Genomic DNA, 15,471 nt, shown 5'->3' with positions numbered 1-15,471 from the left:
ACTCGCGAATCACGCCGGCACCGCGCTCAGCAGCACCTGCCCGGTCAGCCGGGCCGTGGCCTCGGCCAACTCGGCGGCGTCGGCCACCAGGGCGTACGCGTACCGGTCCGGTCGGATGATCGCGGCGCGGGCGCCGTTCGCGGCCAGCCAGGCGGTGATATCCGCCCCGCCGCCGGGCAGCAAGGCGGCCTCCAAACGGGTCCACTGCGCCCGGGTCTCGTCGCCGGCCGCGGCGATCACGTCAGGGGCGCCGGTCACCACGAACCGGTAGCCGGTGTGGTCGTCGCCGCGCCGCCCGTCCCCGGTCACCGGCTGCGGTGCCAGCTTCCCGGCCGCGCCCACCGGTTCGCCGACGCCAGCGCCGATCGGTGGCCGGAAGCGTTCGACCACCTGCGGGCCGTCCATCGCGGGCGGCCGGACGCCCTGGGCGAACGCCTCGATCAAGTTGGACTGGCGGGCGGATTCCACGATGTACGGGCGAACGTGGGCGGCACGCTCCGACTCGTAGGTGTCGAGCAGGTCGTCCGGTGCGCGGCCCCGCACGACCAGCGCCAGCTTCCAGGCCAGGTTCATCGCGTCGCGCAGCCCTGAGCACATGCCCTGGCCCAGCATCGGCGGCATCTCGTGCGCCGCGTCCCCGGCCAGCAGCAGGCGGCCCCGGCGCCAGCCGTGCACGAGGTGGGCATGCCACTGGTAGGCGTCGGTGCGGGTGATCCGGTAGCTGCCCGGCTCGAGCCAGCGCGCCAGCAGCGCGTAGACCCGATCGGGGCGTTCCGCCTCGGCCACGTCGGTGCCGGCCGGGAGCATGAACTCGAAGCGCAGCAGCGGCGGGAATATCGGCACGTAGGTGACCGGCTCGGCGGCGTCGCAGCGCACGAAGCCGGTGGTGCGTGGCAGCGTGTCCGGGTGCCGGAACGGATGCACGTCGATGATGAGCGAGGTCTGAGTGCCCTGCAGATCCTCGACCTCGGCGCGCATCGCGCGGCGCACGAACGAGCCGGCACCGTCGGCGCCGACCACGTATCCGGCGCGCAGGTCGCGGGCGTCGCCGGTGCGGCGCTCGCGGATGCTCACCCGTACCCCGTCGTCGTCCTGCTCCAGCGAAATGACCTCCCAGCCGAACCACAACGCGGTGCCGGGCTGTGCGGCCAGCGTGCCGCGCAGCCGAGACTCGAAGTCCGGCTGATGGAACTGGTAGTCGGTGAACCAGCCCTGGTCGGAGACCTGGTCGGGCATTGCCAGTTCGAGGAATGGGCGGTCGTCGCCGTCGGTCAGCACCCACCCGGACTGGCGCAGGAAATGCGGTTCCAGGTCGGCTGCGCCGAGGGTCTGGGCGGTCCGCATGGTCTCGTCGTCGAGGTGGGTGGCGCGCGGATGGTGGCAGACCACGCGGTTCGGGTCGACCACGGCGACGGTGACGCCCTCGGCGCTGAGCAGTCCGGCCAGGGCGAGTCCGATCGGTCCGGCGCCGACGACGAGCACGTCACAGGCGTCCGGGCGGGCGGTTGCGGGCATGGGGATCCTCCTGTGTCTTTCGATGAACAGGCGGCTCGGACGGAGGGGTGCTTCAGGCCCCGCTGTGCAGGCCCGCCATGAGGGCGGCCAGGTCCTGCGGATGGACGAAGGAGGGCGGGGGCGGCGGGTCCCAGGCGTAGAGGCTGCGGGCTTCGTCCCAGACCTCGGGCTTCCACAGCGCGTCGTCGATGACGCGGTGGCGGCCCGGTCGGGTGAGCCGACCACCACATGCCCGAGCTTGCGCGGCCGGACGGCGTCGGCGCGCAGGATGCCCGGCGCGCGACCGGTGCCCCGGTCCGGGCGGGCGGGACCGTTGTGCGGCGTCGCCTCGATCACCGGGGTCAGCAACCGGGCCGGAGTACGCGCCGCCCCGACGCCGGACGGGGTGCCGGTGAAGATGACATCGCCGGGATAGAGCGCAGTCACCGCCGAAAGCCGCTCGATCAGCTCGTCCACCCCGAAGATGAGCGCCGACGTCCGGGCCCCGGTCATCGAGGCTGGAGCCGCTGGCCGCGGGACCCACTCACCGTCCACAAAGTGGACATACGCCCGGAAGGGCCCTCTTCTCGCCCCTGCTCGGCCGTCAGTGCGCTGCTCTGTGCCATCTCAGCCCCTCGCTTCCGTCAAGCATTGGCTTGCCCTGTGGCATGAGTCACCTTAGGCTCACAGAATTGATAATGCAAGATATTGCCGAGAGTTGTCGACAAGCCCAATTCTGGAGGAGACCATGAGCGTCGCCATCACGGTGGCCCCGACCGGCCCCATCGCCACCAAGGCCGACAACCCCACGCTGCCCACCCAGCCCGAGGAGATCGCCGACGAGGTCCTGCGCGCGTATGAGGCGGGCGCGTCGGTGGCGCACATCCACCTGCGCGACGAGCACGACCGCCCGACCGCCGACATCGCGATCGCCCGCCGCACCATGGCCCTGATCGCGGAGCGCTGCGACATCCTGGTGCAGCTCTCCACCGGGGTGGGGCTCTCTGTGCCGTTCGAGGAGCGGGCGCGGCTCGTGGAGGTACGCCCGGCGATGGCGACGCTCAACCCGTGCACCATGTCGTTCGGCGACGAGGTATTCCTGAACCCGCCGAAGCAGGTCCGCGAGTTGGCCGCCCGGATGCGGGACCACGGGGTCAAGCCGGAGCTCGAGATCTACGACACCGGTCACCTCGAGGCGGCCCTCCGGCTGCGGGACGAGGGCTACCTGGTTGGCGCGCCGTTGCAGTTCTCGGTCGTCCTCGGCGTGCGCGGCGGCATGGCCGCCACGGCCGAAAACCTTGTCACGATGGTCCGCCGCATACCGGAGGATGCGGTCTGGCAGGTCATCGCTATCGGGCGGGCCAACCTGTCACTTACCGGGATCGGGCTGGCGCTCGGCGGCAACGCCCGCGCCGGGATGGAGGACACCCTCCACCTCAGCCGTGGCGTGCCGACGAAGGGAAACCTGCCCCTTGTCGAGCGGACCGTCCGGCTCGCCACTGACCTCGGGCACGCGGTCGCGGACGTCGCCGCGACACGCGTAGCCCTCGGCATTCCCGACTGAGCGCGGGCCGGCGCCACCCCGCGCCGGCACCATCACAGACGTAGGACGCGCCGCGCGTTCAGATGGGCGATCTTGGCGCGGTCTGTCTCGCTGAGGTTCGTCGCCTCGAACCCGCGCACCGCCTCCTCGGTCGCCTCGTACGGGTAGTCGACCGAGAACATGATCGCGTCGGCCCCGATCGCCAGCACCGCTCCCTCCAGTACGGCCGGCGAGAAGACACCGCTCGTGGTGATGACGATGTTGCTGCCGATGTACTCCGACGGCAAACGCTTGAGCGACCACACCGGGTCGATCACGCGGTACCGGGAGTCCAGCCGGGAGACCTGGAACGGCAGCATCTCCCCCATGTGTCCCAGGATCACCGTCGCGTTCGGGTGACGGTCGAACACGCCGCCGAAGAGCAGTCGCAACGCGTGGCCCGCGACCTCTACCCCGAAGCTCCACAGTGCACCGTGCAGCTCTGGGTGCCCGTCGAGGACATGCCAGTTGTCAGCGGTGACGAGGTTCGGGTGAATGTACAGCGGCACGTCGAGTGACTCCAGCTCCCCCCAGAAATCCTCGTAGACCGGCTCGTCCAGGTATCTGCCGTTGGTGTGGTCGTTGACAAGCGCCCCGCAGAAGCCGAGGTCGCGTATGCAGCGACGCAGCTCCCGTATCGCCGCCGTGGGAGCCTGCATCGGCAGCGCGGCGAAGCCACGGAAGCGGTCCGGGTGCTTGGCGATCTGGTCCGCGAGGTAGTCGTTGGCGCGGATGGCGTCCGCGACCGCCTTCTTCGCGTCGGTCTCGCCCTGGATGCCGGGGACGGTCAGCGACAGCACCTGGATGTCGATGCCGTGCGCGTCCATGTCGGGCAGGCGGTACTCGGTGAAGTCGACAAGCTGGCGCGCCCAGTCCTCTGTGTACGCGGTCTTGGTGCGGTGCCGGTTTCCGGCCCACGGGGGCCGCGCCGGATCGGCCGCCGGGACCGCGAACGCCTCTTCCAATGCTATATACGTCATCGACGTGAAGGTCCTTTTCTCAGGTGGAGTGCGTTCCGCACGAACAGGTCAGCGCGAACCGGACGAGGCCGTCGGTGCGCGGTCGAGCAGCCGGAGGGCGGTGTGCCGCCGCACGGCCGAGCGGGCCGCCTCGTCCGGAAAAGCCCCGGTCACCCCGTCGAAGAGCCTGTCGAGGCGGTCACCGTGGATGAACGGCGCGTCCGAGCCGAAGACGATCCGCTCCACGCCGGCGAATGCGGCCAGCGCGGCCAGAGCCGGCCGGCCGAGCAGCGCGGTGTCGAAGCAGCTCGCATCCAGCATGGCGGCGAGGCTGTCGCCCCCGTCGATGGTGCCTGGGGGCTCCGTCAGCCGGTCCACGACGAACGGCAGGGTGCCACCGCCGTGCGCGAAGACCCACCGGATGTCCGGAAACCGGGAGAACACATGGCGCTTCCCCAGCAACACGGCCACCCGCGTGGTGTCGAACGGATACTCCACCAGGTTGGGGCCGACGTGGTCGCGAAGCGGTGCGATACTCGGGGCCGTCGGATGTACGTGCACGAGCGCCGCCTCGCGGTTCAGCAGGTCCAGCAGCTCATCCCAGGCCGGCTCGCCGAAGTAGTGGCCGGCGTACTGGGTCAGGGCGGCGATGCCATCGATCCCGTCCCGGCGCAGCGCCGACTCCGTGTGGCGCAGCGCGTGGTCCAGGGACGGCAGCGGAAGCGGCGCCAGGACACCGAACCTCTCCGGCCGCGCGTCCCGCAGGGCTAGCAGCTCGTCGTGCATGGCGGAGGCGAAACCGACGACCGATTCGGTGTCCCCGACACCGAAACCGCGGGCGGCCGGTGACAGTAGCGCCCGCTCGATGCCCACCTCGTCCATCCATGCCACGGACGTGTCCGGGCCCCAGCCGGGTACGCCCGGCAACCCGGCCGCGCCGGAGGCCCCGCTGGCCCGGGCCCGGAGCCGCTCGCGGTACAGATCCGTGATCGCGTGGTGGTGGAAGTCGACCGCCCGCTCGTTGTCTACATCGCTCATTGGTCTCCCCTGCCTCACCGCTGGAGCGACCGCATCGGCGCGCCGTCGTGCGTCCCTCGCTCCGGCAACGACGAGTCGACGGCCACGGGCACGGCGCCGGTCCGGCGAATCAGCGTCAGGACGCGGGTGCGCAACTCGGCGAAACGCCGGTCGGCCTTGGTGGTGACCTGGTCCCTAGGGCGCGGCAACGGCACGCTCAGGGTCTCGATGACGGTGCTCGGCCGCGCGGAGAGGACGACCACGCGGTCGGCGAGGTAGACCGCCTCGTCGATGTCGTGCGTCACCAGCACCATGGTGATGCCGCTGGTGGCGTGGACACCGAGCACGAGGTCTTCCAGGTCTGCCCGGGTCTGGGCGTCGACGGACGCGAACGGCTCGTCCAGGAGCAGGATCTCCGGCTCGTACGCGAGGGCCCGGGCGATGGCGACGCGCTGCTGCATGCCGCCAGAGAGCTGCCACGGATACTGGCGACCGAACCCGTCCAGCCCGACCTGTTCCAGGGCCGAGCGCACGCGCCGGTCCCGCTCTGCGCGGCTGGAGACCTTGTTCTTCAGCGGCAGCCCGACGTTGCGCTCGACGGTCAGCCAGGGCATCAGCGAGCGGCCGTAGTCCTGGAAGACGCAGGCTACTCGCTTGGGCGGTCCGGAGATTTCCACGCCGTCCAGCTGGATGCTGCCCGAGGTGCTTTTCAGCAGACCACACATGCACTTGAGGAGCGTCGTCTTGCCGGCTCCCGACGGACCCACGATGCAGATGAATTCGCCGTCGGCGACGGTGAGGCTGATATCGCGGATCGCTTCGACCGCCGAGTCGCCCGCGCCGTAGCGCTTCGTCACATGGGACAAGGTAAGCATCAGTTACTCTCCGTTTGACCGGTGTGCCAGCGCAGAACGCGCCGCTGCAGAAGAAGAACGAGGCCGTTGGACGCGATCCCGAGGATGCCCAGCAGGAGCATGCCCGCCCACATCCCTGGCATGTCGAACATTTGCTTGGCTTCCAGCGTGACGTGGCCGATCCCGTTGATGGACGCGAAGATCTCAGTGACCACCATCATGATGAAGGACAGTTGAAGCGACACCCGCATGCCGGCGAAGATCTGCGGCGCCGAGGCGGGCAGCAGCACCGACGTAAGGCGCTGAAACCTGGTAAGGCGGAACACGCGGCAGACCTCCTCCAGCTGCGGATCCACCGAGCGCACCGCATCGATGGTGTTGAGCAGCACGGGAAACATGGCGATGAAGCCGATCACGAGGATCTTCCCCAGGTCGCCGATGCCGAAGATGATCACGCTGATCGGCACCAAAGTCGCCCCCGGCAGGGCACGTCCAAACTGGACAGCCGGGTTCAGGGCGCGGCCGAGGACGCGGATCCGGCCGAGCACGACGCCGAGCGCGATACCCCCGCTGACGCCAAGCCCGAATCCGGCGACCATCCGGCCGACGCTCGGGAAGATGTCGGACCGCACACCGTCGAACAGCCACGTGTTGCGGAAGGTGATGAGTATCTCGGACAGGGCCGGGTAGTACGGCGAGGCGCTTCCCGCCGACGTCACCCACCAGGCGAGGACCGCCAGGACAGGCAGGATGGTGGGAACGGCAAGTCTCACGGCTCGGATTCGCATCACGCGCTCACCGGCCGGTAGCCCGGGTGCCAGCGCAACAGACGGCGTTCCAATCGGGCGAAGACGAGGTTCAGGATGACGCCGAGGCAGCCGGCGATCACCAGGATCCCGTACATGGCGTCGTAGAGCCCGTTGTAGGAATCCCGGGCGAGGACCGCACCAAGTCCGGACACGCCACCGAGCAGTTCCATGACGATCGACGCCAGGAGCGCGATCGTCGAGGCGATGCGGACGCCGGTTGCTAGGAAGGGCAGTATGGACGGTGCTGCCACGTACCGCAGTTGCTGGGCCCGGCTCAGCCCGAAGACCCGCGCGGTGTCGCGAGCGATCGGGTCGATACTTTTGACCCCGTAGAACACCTGGAAGAGGATCGGCCAGAAGGCGCTGAGCGCGGCCAGGCTAATGGCCACCTCGGCGGTGGCGCCCAGCAGCAGGAGCATGAGCGGCAGATACACGACCGCCGGGATCGGCCGGACAAACTCGAACACCCCGCTCAAGAGGCTGTTGACTAACCCGTTGGCCCCGGTGGCGACGCCCAGGACGGTGCCGGCCACCAGCGCCAGGGACAGGGCGACCGCCCAATGGCTCAGGGTATGGCCGATCGCGGTCCAGAGTTCGGCGTTTGTCGAGTTTTGGCCGAGCCAGGCGAGCGCGCTGGAGATCGGCCGCACCTCCGGTGGCAGCACCGTTCGCGCCAGGACCTCCCAGACCCCGCACAGCAGCACGGTGGTGAGCGCCGGCAGCAGCGCGGCCTCGATGCGCCGCGGCACGTGCCGGGTCCGCACCCGTCGCTGCGGACCCGCAGCGAGTGGCCTGCCGGTGACCGGGGCGGGACTGACGATGGTACGAGCGTGGGTCATCGTCGCCACCTCAGCTCGCGAGCGAGATGCCAGGCGGCGGCGTGCTCAGGTCCGCCTCCGCCGCCTCGGACCAGACGACCTGGTCGATGGGGAGCGACGCGTCCAGATCGCCGTACCGGACCATCAGGTCCATGAACTTCTCCACCGAGCTCCGGCTGACGCCGCTGACGTACCACGGCAACGGCAGCTTCCGCACGACGTCGGCCGACGTCCGGGTGCTCTGCTCGATCACAACGCGGACCTCGTCCGGATGGGCGTTGGCGTACACAACCGCCTCCTCCCACGCCCGGAGGAAGGTCCGCATGGTGTCAGGATTCTCGGCGGTGAACGACTTGGCCGCCATGATCGTGCTACCGACGCTGTGCGGGCCGAGGGCGATGGCGGCCGGGTCGCCGAGACTCCGGTAACCCGCCTGCTGGAGCTGCGCGACGAACGGCTGCAGGGTGCTGACCGCATCGACCCGGCCCTGCTGTAGGGTCGCGACCTGGTTCGGCAGGTCGACGGCGAGCATCTGCACCTTGGCCGGGTCGCCGCCAGCCTTGGTCACCGCCTCCTTGACCTCCAGCGCCCAGAAGCCGGTCAGCGAGTTGACGCCGACGGTCCTCCCCTCCAGGTCCTTGAACGACCGGATGTCGCTGTCGGCGCGCACCATGGTGGCGAAGATGGAGCTGTCCGGGGACTCGTAGTCGGCGGCGACGGACGCGATGACGTGTACGCCGATGTTCTTGGAGACCGCGGCGGGCACCGCGGTCACGTCCGTGACGGACGCCTGGACCTGCCCGTTCAACAGCAGCGGTACGAGCGACGATCCGGCCGCGTTGGACGGCGGCATCTGCTTCAGGTCGATGCCGTGCTTGCGGAAGATGCCCTTCTGCATGCCGAGCACGAGCGGGGCCGTGTTCGCGTTGTTGGTGAACGACATCGTGATGGTCGTGGTGCCGTCGTCGTTGACGGCCGATCCGCCGTCGCCTCCGCCGCAGCCACTCAGTATGATTGCGGTGGCGACCGCCGGTCCGAGGCGGGCTCTTGTGATGGCAGCCATGAAGTCTCCTGTGAAGTGTGAGCGTCGTGGGGCACACGGAGTTTGGGTTAGCGGCGACGTGCCGCGCGCGGGGTTTGGGTTAGCGGCGACGTGCCGCGCGCGGTGTTTGGCGTTGGTACGCCGAGGTTGGACCGCTGGTCAGGCCGGCGAGTGGGCGCCCGTCATAAGGGCGGCGACGTCTTCCGGGCGCAGGAACGACGGGGGAGGCGGCGGACCCCAGTTGTAGAGGCCCTGGGCGCCGTCCCAGACCTGCGGCTTCCAGACCGCGTCGTCGACGATGCAGTCCATGTCCGAGTAGTACTCGGAGAAATTGCCCGCCGGATCCTTGAGATACCAAAAGAAGTTCGAACCAATGTGGTGCCGCCCCAGCCCCCAGACGTGCCGGGCGGGGTCTTTTTCCAGCATGGCGGTCGCACCGCGACCGACATCGTCGATGTCGTTCACCTGCCACGATGTGTGGTGCAGGAACGCGAGCGGGGCCTGCTGTACCAGTACGTTGTGGTGGTCCGTGGAGCAGCGCAGAAACGCGGCCAGCCCGGACACCGTGTCGCTTACCTTAAAGCCCAGCCCGCGCTGGAAGAACGTCTGCGAGAACTCCTGGTCGGTCGAGCCAAGCACGACGTGCCCGAGCTTCCGTGGCCGCACGGGCTCCTCGCGCAGGACACCGGGTGCCCGGCGCTCGGTGCGGGCGTTGACGCCCGGCGCGTTGTAGACGGGTGCCGGCGTGGGCTCCTGGCGGCACCGCTCCGCGATCTCGACCATCACCGTCACCGCCGTGCCCGGCTCGTGTGCCCGGACAGTGGTGGCGGTGCGCTCGGCGTCCACCCCGATTGACCGCAGGGTGCTCTCGACGCGGTCGAGGTCGTCGGAGTCGTCCGCGCCCACGCCCAGCCGCAGCAGCCGGCGGCGGTCGCTGTGCACCACCTTCAGCTGTTCACCGCCATCCGCCGTGGCCAGGACGTGTTCACGCGCCCGACCCGGGGCGCCGGCTGCACCGTTTCCGCCGTCGGGTCGGGGCGTCAGCCCGAACTCAACGTAGTACTGTGCCGTCTCCTCGACGTTGGGGACGCCGAGGACGATCTGGGTCAGTCGATGTATAGGCACAATCTTCCTTTCGGGCCAGATCAGGTGACAGAGCTCGGATAGCCGGGACCGGCTACGAGCTCGTTGCGCAGCTCACCGACACCGGCCAGGGAACTTGTCAGCCGCGATCCCGGGGTCAGGAACCGCTTCGGGTCCCGTGCCGCGCCGACCCCGGACGGGGTGCCGGTAAAGATGATGTCGCCGGGTAGCAGCGGGCAGACCACGGAAAGTCTTGCGATCAGCTCAGGAACGCTGAAGATCATGTCCCGCGTCCGGCCCCTTTGCAGGACCTCCCCATCGAGCTCGCAGCCGAGCTCGAGGTCGTCCGGGTTGTCGATCTCGTCGGCCGTCACGAGGGCCGGCCCGAGCGGCGCGAACCCGGGGTAGGACTTACCCAGCGAGAACTGGGGCACCGGCCCGGCCAGCTGCACGACCCGCTCGGACAGATCCTGGCCAACCATCAGCCCGGCCACGTGGTCCCAAGCGTCCTTCTCCGCGACCTGGTACGCGCGGCGGCCGATCGCCACGACTAGCTCGACCTCCCAGTCGACGTTAGGACTGGGCAGGACGACGCGGGCGCCCGGACCCGTGATCGACGTCGGAAACTTGGTGAACACCGGCGGGCTGTCCGGCCGCCCCATCTGCGACTCGTCGGCGTGCTCAGCGTAGTTGAGAGCGACGGCGAAGACCTGCCGCGGAGCGGGGGTCGGCGGACCCACCCGGGTCTCGTCGACCACCGCGTCGGCGACCGTGCTACGGCCCGCCGCCCAGTCACGGAACTCGTCCCAGCACTCGAGAAGTCGCTGCGGGTCGGATGGGAAACGGCCGTCGCTGGCGTTGGCGACGTCGAGCCCGCCTCCCGCGTCGTCCACGACCGTCGCTCGCCCGTCGACGTTGGCTACACGCACCGCGTCCTCCGATCGCTGGTTGGGGATGTGATGAGCCCGACACTAAATGTCGAAGATTCATTTGTCCACCAAGAATTAACTCTTGACTGGACTGTTATAGTTACGGACGTGGCAAAGCGTGGGTCCAGTGAGAGCCTCGTGGTTGACGTTTACGAGCTGCTTCGTGCCGATATCCACGACCGGCGACTCGCCCCGGGCGAGCGACTGCGTCCGGTCGACCTAGCGCGGCGCTTCGACGTCAGCGTGGGCGTCGTGCGTGAGGCACTCGGCCTGCTGGCCGCCAAGGGTCTCGTGCGCATGGAGCGCAACCGCGGCTTCCACGTCGTGACCCTGTCCCCGGCGGCCCTGGCCGCGCTCATCGAGGCGCGCAAGGTGAACGAGGGGGCAGCCCTGCACAAGTCGGTGACCCTGGGCGGCGTTGCCTGGGAGTCCGAAGTGCTCGCCGCGCACCATCAAATGGCCAGCGAGCCGATGTACCTGCCCGACGCTCCAAGCGTCCGCAACAAGGAGTGGGCCGCCCGGCACATCGCGTTCCACTACAAGCTCATCGAGGCCTGCAACAATTCGGTGCTCCTCGACATTTGCGTACGGCTCTCCGACGCGGCCGAGCTCTACCGCGCCTGGTCCGGCAATCGAGGTGAGACCACGCGAGACATCGCCGGCGAGCACCGCGCCCTGATGGAGGCGGCGCTGGCACACGACGCCGACCGCGCTGTCCGGCTGTTCGAGGAGCACATCGATCGCACGATGCAGATCGTCCTAGACCTCGACGGCGCCGCGATCCCGGCGGCTTATCCGCTGTCGCTGTCCGCCTCGCCGCAGCCGCACGTCGAGGTGATCTCGTGACGCGTACCCCATCACCGTCCGTCCCGACGGCCGTGGAGCCTACCCGGGTCCTCGTGGTGGGCGGGGGTCCGGCAGGGCTCGCCGCCGCCATCGAGTTGGGCCGGCGTGGGATCGACTGCCTGCTGGTCGAGCCGCGGGCTGCCGTCTCCCACCGGCGGCCGCGCGGGAAGACTACCCACGCCCGCACCATGGAGCACTTCCGCCGCTGGGGGATCGCCGACGAGCTCCGCGCGACCACCCCGACACCGTCCGAGGTCTTCCATGACGTCGCCTTCTGCTCCACGCTGCTCGGCCACGAGGTCCACCGTTTACCAAACGCCTTGGGCCTGTTCGCCGAGCGCCGCCCGGAGATGTCGGAGACCGGGCTGTTCGTCGGGCAGCCGCACGTCGAGGACCTGCTCCGGCGCACGGTCGCCGGGCTCGCACCGATCCGCACCTGGTACGGAGCCCGGACGACCGGTGCGTACGCGGAGACGCCGTCCGCCGTCGACGTCGAGGTCGCGGACACCGACGGCACCCTCCGATCGGTGCGCGCCAGCTACGTTGTCGTGGCCGACGGCCCGCGCAGCACCCTCCGCCAGGCGCTCGGCGTGCCACTGATCGCGGGCGCCGAAGGCCGGCAGAGCGTGAGCGTCCTCTTCCGGGCACCGGCGCTCTGGAGCCAGGTCCGGCACTCCCCCGCCGTCTTCTACTGGTGCGTGGGCGGCCGTGCGGCGGGCAACCTCTCGCCGTACGACACGGGTCGCGGCATCTGGGTCGCGAGCTGGCAGGCCCCGCCCGAGCCGACCGACCCAGCCGCGGTCGTCGACAGGCTGGTCGGCGAGCCGGTCGGCGCCGAGATCCTCAACGTCGACGAGTGGCAGTCCCAGCAGGCCACCGCCGAGCGCTACCGGAGCGGGCGGTTCTTCCTCGTCGGAGACGCGGCCCGACAGACGCCACCGTGGGGCGGCCACGGCTACAACACGTGCGTCCTCGACGCGGTCGACCTGGCATGGAAGCTCGCCGCAGTACTGGACGGCTGGGCGGCCGAGCGGCTGCTCGACACGTACGAGGCGGAGCGCCGTCCGGTGGCCGATTACGTGATCGAGACGTCGAGCCGCAACATGCGCGTGCTCAGCGACGACCTGGTCCGCGCGGGGGTCGACGACGACGGCCCGGAGGGTGCGGCGGTACGGGCGAAGCTGGCCAGCGACATCGACGCGGCCAAACGCTCGGAGTTCTACAGCCTGGGACTTGTGCTGGGATACAACTACGCCCACTCCCCAGCCGTGTGGGGCGAGCACAGTGGAGCAGACAGCCGGCAGCCTGAGGACGGCACCTCGTACGTCCCCTCGTTCGACGCCGGCCACCGGCTGCCGCACGCCTGGCTGCCCGACGGCCGTTCGCTCTTCGACCTGCTCGGCCCCGGCTTCACGCTCCTGGTTGACGAGCACGACGACGACGTCGAGCAGATCGTGCGGGCCGCCGCCGAGCGCGCTGTGCCGCTGACCGTCCTGACCTCGGCCCGGCTGCCGGAGCCGTACGCGCGACCGCGCCTCGTGCTGGTCCGCCCGGACCAGCACATTGCATGGAGCGGGCGGTCGCTCGACTCCCCCGCCGCCACCATCTTGGGTGTCGCCACTGGCCATTTGGTGGCCGGGCGGCCCCGATGAGGTCACTCGCGGCCACCCCGACAACGATTCTGCTGAAAGGCACCTGGCATCCGCCATCGCACGGCAACTGGTCAGGTGACGCGAGAGGGCTCTTGTGAGGCAGAGATAGAGGCGTCGTCGCGCTGAGCGTCCGATGTAGGGCTGGCTGCGAGCGCCGCGAAGGTGTATCCGACTTGCCGTACCGTGCCGATCATCGACTCGCGGTGTGGGCCGAGTTTGGCGCGTAGACGCCGAATATGTACGTCGACGGTACGGGTGCCACCCACGTAGTCGTAGCCCCACACCTCACGTAGCAGGTGGCTGCGGCTAAAGACCCGGCCAGGACGCTGTGCCAGATATTTGAGTAGTTCAAACTCCTTGAAGGTGAGCGGCAGTTGCTCACCGTGCAGCTTTGCCGTGTAGGTGCCGGTGTCGATGGTGAGGTCGGCAGCACGGATAAGGTCGCCTTCTGTCTTCTGTAGCGCCTTACGTCGGCTCACCGCCAACCGTAGCCGGGCGTCGATCTCAGCAGGTCCGGCGACATCGAGGACGACGTCGTCGACCAGCCACTCGGGTGACACGGCCACCAGGCCCGCTTCGTTCACCACAGCGATGAGTGGGACGTTGAGCCGTGCGGCGTGTGCCCGCCGACAGTTGGCCCGGGCGTCGGCAAGGTTGACACGCGCATCCACCACGATGACGTCCGGCGAAGGACGGCCAGAGGCAGTGAGGTAATCAACCGTTCCGCTGTAGACTGAATACGCCAGCAGCCCGAGCGGCGGAAGTACGTCAGTTTGTCCGTCCGTTAGCAGTAGAATTTTCACGCAATACCCGTCCGGTCCGATACGGCACCGACCCGGCCGAGGGTGGCGGGCCGCTTAGCACGTTAGCCGGGCACCCGGGAGCTTGCAGTGATCAATCGCACGCCTGGACTCCATCGCAGCCAGCACCCTCTGGACGCCGCAACCCTCCCAGGTCCGCGAGGTATTCGCCCACACCAAGGTTCTGCCAGTCTCCGATCTTCCAACAGGCACCGCCAGCAATCGCCAGCAAGCGCAAACGCTCCACCTGCGTGTACTCCCCAGCAACGGCAGCCACGACACCCTGGCCGTCCAGGTTGGACAGCAGCAGGCGGAAGCTGCGCGTCGGCAATCTGGACGACCCGACAAACGCCGGACGTCGAGCCCGTAAGAGTTCCTAACAACGTCGGATGACGTGGCGGTACGTGATGATGCAGGTCGCGAGGCTGAGGAAGGCTTCGTGGATGTCGTCGCGGCGTTCCCATCGGATGCGGAGTCGTTTCATGCCGTGGTACCAGGCGATCGTTCGTTCAACGACCCAGCGGTAGATGCCGAGACCGGAGCCGTGGGGTGTGCCGCGGCGGGCGATGCGTGGGCGGATGCCTTTGGCGCGGACGGCTCGGCGGTACTTGTCGTGGTCGTAGGCGCGGTCGGCGAACACCTCATCGGGGCGTTGGTGGGGTCGGCCGCGGCGGCCCGGCACGGGTGGGACCTTGTCGATCAGTGGCAGGAGTTGGGTGACGTCGTTGCGGTTGCCGCCGGTCAGGGACACGGCCAGGGGATGCCGGCGCCCTCGGTCAGGACGTGGTGCTTCGAGCCCGCTCGGGCGCGGTCGACCGGGCTCGGGCCGCTTTTGGGCCGCGTCTGGCGGCGCGGACGTGGGAGGAGTCGATGACGGCCCGGGACCAGTCCAGCTTTCCCGAGCCCTGTAGTTCGGCGAGGAGTAGTTCGTGCAGCTGCTGCCAGACTCCCGCACGGTTCCAGGCCTCGAGACGCCGTCAGCAGGTCATGCCGGACCCGAAGCCCAGCTCCTGCGGCAGGAACTCCCACTGGATACCGGTATGCAGCACGAACAGGATCCCGCACAACACCTGCCGATCCGGGATCCGGTTCCGTCCAGGACGCCGCGGATCGCGCGGCACAGGCTGGGCAGCAACGGCTCCATGCGCTGCCACAACCCGTCCGGCACGATCCGCGGCGGCTGCTCACCACGCCGCACAGCTCAGCATGCTAGATGACCGTCCACAGGGGACGCCAGACCCTATCGACAATCTTTGTTAGGAACTCTTAGAGCAGCCGAGACCGACCTGATCTTGGGGTAGCGGCAGACGTCACCGAGGTGAGTAGTACCTACCACCGGCCGAGTGAGGACGACCGCGGTCACCCAGGACAGGCGGCCCGCGTCGGGCGAGGCGACGATCGCGGCGAGTTCGGCCGCTGGGCGGAAACTCACGAGCACGACATCCGCAACCCACGCCCCGTTACGACGCCGACGGCAAAGCTTGCTGATACTGGCATCAACCGCTGCGTCCGAAACGGCGTCGGGCGTGTTTGACCTCGGCGTCACGGCACCTGGCCAGGCGGGCTCGCCCGACGGCGCCCACGAC

General features: G+C 69.1%; 13 protein-coding genes and 2 pseudogenes. 3 read left to right on the top strand and 12 right to left on the bottom strand.

Features of this window, described 5'->3' with window-relative positions:
• Window positions 1-9 precede the first annotated feature (9 nt).
• Together ACFFIA_RS32355 and ACFFIA_RS32350 are read right to left on the bottom strand one after the other, a co-directional pair.
• Window positions 10-1,515, bottom strand: coding sequence for a bifunctional 3-(3-hydroxy-phenyl)propionate/3-hydroxycinnamic acid hydroxylase (locus ACFFIA_RS32355; RefSeq protein WP_377258327.1), 1,506 nt, complete (start codon window positions 1,513-1,515; stop codon window positions 10-12).
• A gap of 351 nt (window positions 1,516-1,866) precedes the next feature.
• Window positions 1,867-2,007 (bottom strand): annotated as a pseudogene (locus ACFFIA_RS32350) (fumarylacetoacetate hydrolase family protein); the annotation flags it as partial.
• 235 nt (window positions 2,008-2,242) lie between these two features.
• Here ACFFIA_RS32350 and ACFFIA_RS32345 point away from each other — a divergent pair.
• Window positions 2,243-3,058 carry a beta-keto acid cleavage family enzyme gene (locus tag ACFFIA_RS32345; RefSeq protein ID WP_377258255.1) on the top strand — a complete coding sequence of 272 codons (816 nt, stop codon included), beginning with the start codon at window positions 2,243-2,245 and terminating at the stop codon, window positions 3,056-3,058.
• A gap of 32 nt (window positions 3,059-3,090) precedes the next feature.
• On the opposite strand, the gene ACFFIA_RS32340 is transcribed toward ACFFIA_RS32345, so the two are convergent.
• The 8 genes from ACFFIA_RS32340 to ACFFIA_RS32305 all read right to left on the bottom strand — a co-directional run bounded on the left by ACFFIA_RS32340 (window position 3,091) and on the right by ACFFIA_RS32305 (window position 10,587).
• Window positions 3,091-4,056: an amidohydrolase family protein gene (locus ACFFIA_RS32340; RefSeq protein WP_377258253.1), complete on the bottom strand. Its 966-nt coding sequence runs from the start codon at window positions 4,054-4,056 to the stop codon at window positions 3,091-3,093.
• Between the two features lie 48 nt (window positions 4,057-4,104).
• On the bottom strand, window positions 4,105-5,073 hold the full coding sequence (locus ACFFIA_RS32335; protein ID WP_377258250.1) for an amidohydrolase family protein: 969 nt from the start codon (window positions 5,071-5,073) through the stop codon (window positions 4,105-4,107).
• A 14-nt stretch (window positions 5,074-5,087) separates the two neighbouring features.
• Window positions 5,088-5,909: an ABC transporter ATP-binding protein gene (locus tag ACFFIA_RS32330; protein ID WP_377258247.1), complete on the bottom strand. Its 822-nt coding sequence runs from the start codon at window positions 5,907-5,909 to the stop codon at window positions 5,088-5,090.
• Between the two features lie 17 nt (window positions 5,910-5,926).
• Window positions 5,927-6,679: an ABC transporter permease gene (locus ACFFIA_RS32325; protein WP_377258244.1), complete on the bottom strand. Its 753-nt coding sequence runs from the start codon at window positions 6,677-6,679 to the stop codon at window positions 5,927-5,929.
• 14 nt (window positions 6,680-6,693) lie between these two features.
• Complete coding sequence (locus tag ACFFIA_RS32320; RefSeq protein WP_377258241.1) at window positions 6,694-7,554, bottom strand: ABC transporter permease; 861 nt, start codon at window positions 7,552-7,554, stop codon at window positions 6,694-6,696.
• A gap of 10 nt (window positions 7,555-7,564) precedes the next feature.
• Window positions 7,565-8,596 carry an ABC transporter substrate-binding protein gene (locus ACFFIA_RS32315; RefSeq protein WP_377258238.1) on the bottom strand — a complete coding sequence of 344 codons (1,032 nt, stop codon included), beginning with the start codon at window positions 8,594-8,596 and terminating at the stop codon, window positions 7,565-7,567.
• A gap of 138 nt (window positions 8,597-8,734) precedes the next feature.
• Window positions 8,735-9,700: a VOC family protein gene (locus ACFFIA_RS32310; protein WP_377258236.1), complete on the bottom strand. Its 966-nt coding sequence runs from the start codon at window positions 9,698-9,700 to the stop codon at window positions 8,735-8,737.
• A gap of 20 nt (window positions 9,701-9,720) precedes the next feature.
• Window positions 9,721-10,587: a fumarylacetoacetate hydrolase family protein gene (locus ACFFIA_RS32305; RefSeq protein WP_377258233.1), complete on the bottom strand. Its 867-nt coding sequence runs from the start codon at window positions 10,585-10,587 to the stop codon at window positions 9,721-9,723.
• A 138-nt stretch (window positions 10,588-10,725) separates the two neighbouring features.
• Here ACFFIA_RS32305 and ACFFIA_RS32300 point away from each other — a divergent pair, with 138 nt between their 5' ends.
• Together ACFFIA_RS32300 and ACFFIA_RS32295 are read left to right on the top strand one after the other, a co-directional pair.
• On the top strand, window positions 10,726-11,433 hold the full coding sequence (locus ACFFIA_RS32300) for a GntR family transcriptional regulator (RefSeq protein ID WP_377258230.1): 708 nt from the start codon (window positions 10,726-10,728) through the stop codon (window positions 11,431-11,433).
• On the top strand, window positions 11,430-13,085 hold the full coding sequence (locus ACFFIA_RS32295) for an FAD-dependent monooxygenase (protein ID WP_377258227.1): 1,656 nt from the start codon (window positions 11,430-11,432) through the stop codon (window positions 13,083-13,085). The genes ACFFIA_RS32300 and ACFFIA_RS32295 overlap by 4 nt, the downstream gene beginning before the upstream one ends.
• A 71-nt stretch (window positions 13,086-13,156) precedes the next feature.
• On the opposite strand, the gene ACFFIA_RS32290 is transcribed toward ACFFIA_RS32295, so the two are convergent.
• Both ACFFIA_RS32290 and ACFFIA_RS32285 read right to left on the bottom strand, forming a co-directional pair.
• On the bottom strand, window positions 13,157-13,888 hold the full coding sequence (locus tag ACFFIA_RS32290) for a winged helix-turn-helix transcriptional regulator (protein WP_377258224.1): 732 nt from the start codon (window positions 13,886-13,888) through the stop codon (window positions 13,157-13,159).
• Window positions 13,889-14,261: 373 nt separating this feature from the next.
• Window positions 14,262-15,029: pseudogene (locus ACFFIA_RS32285) on the bottom strand (IS5 family transposase).
• Between the last annotated feature and the right edge of the window lie 442 nt (window positions 15,030-15,471).

The organism is Phytohabitans kaempferiae (assembly GCF_042433955.1).
In the GTDB taxonomy this organism is placed as follows: domain Bacteria; phylum Actinomycetota; class Actinomycetes; order Mycobacteriales; family Micromonosporaceae; genus Phytohabitans; species Phytohabitans kaempferiae.
This window is presented reverse-complemented; position numbering and strand designations above follow the sequence as displayed.

What these genes read in the sequence shown, in the direction of transcription:
- ACFFIA_RS32315 (WP_377258238.1), bottom strand. Translation starts at nt 8,596, where the DNA reads ATGGCTGCCATCACAAGAGCCCGCCTCGGACCGGCGGTCGCCACCGCA.
- ACFFIA_RS32345 (WP_377258255.1), top strand. Translation starts at nt 2,243, where the DNA reads ATGAGCGTCGCCATCACGGTGGCCCCGACCGGCCCCATCGCCACCAAG.
- ACFFIA_RS32320 (WP_377258241.1), bottom strand. Translation starts at nt 7,554, where the DNA reads ATGACCCACGCTCGTACCATCGTCAGTCCCGCCCCGGTCACCGGCAGG.
- ACFFIA_RS32335 (WP_377258250.1), bottom strand. Translation starts at nt 5,073, where the DNA reads ATGAGCGATGTAGACAACGAGCGGGCGGTCGACTTCCACCACCACGCG.
- ACFFIA_RS32355 (WP_377258327.1), bottom strand. Translation starts at nt 1,515, where the DNA reads ATGCCCGCAACCGCCCGCCCGGACGCCTGTGACGTGCTCGTCGTCGGC.
- ACFFIA_RS32340 (WP_377258253.1), bottom strand. Translation starts at nt 4,056, where the DNA reads ATGACGTATATAGCATTGGAAGAGGCGTTCGCGGTCCCGGCGGCCGAT.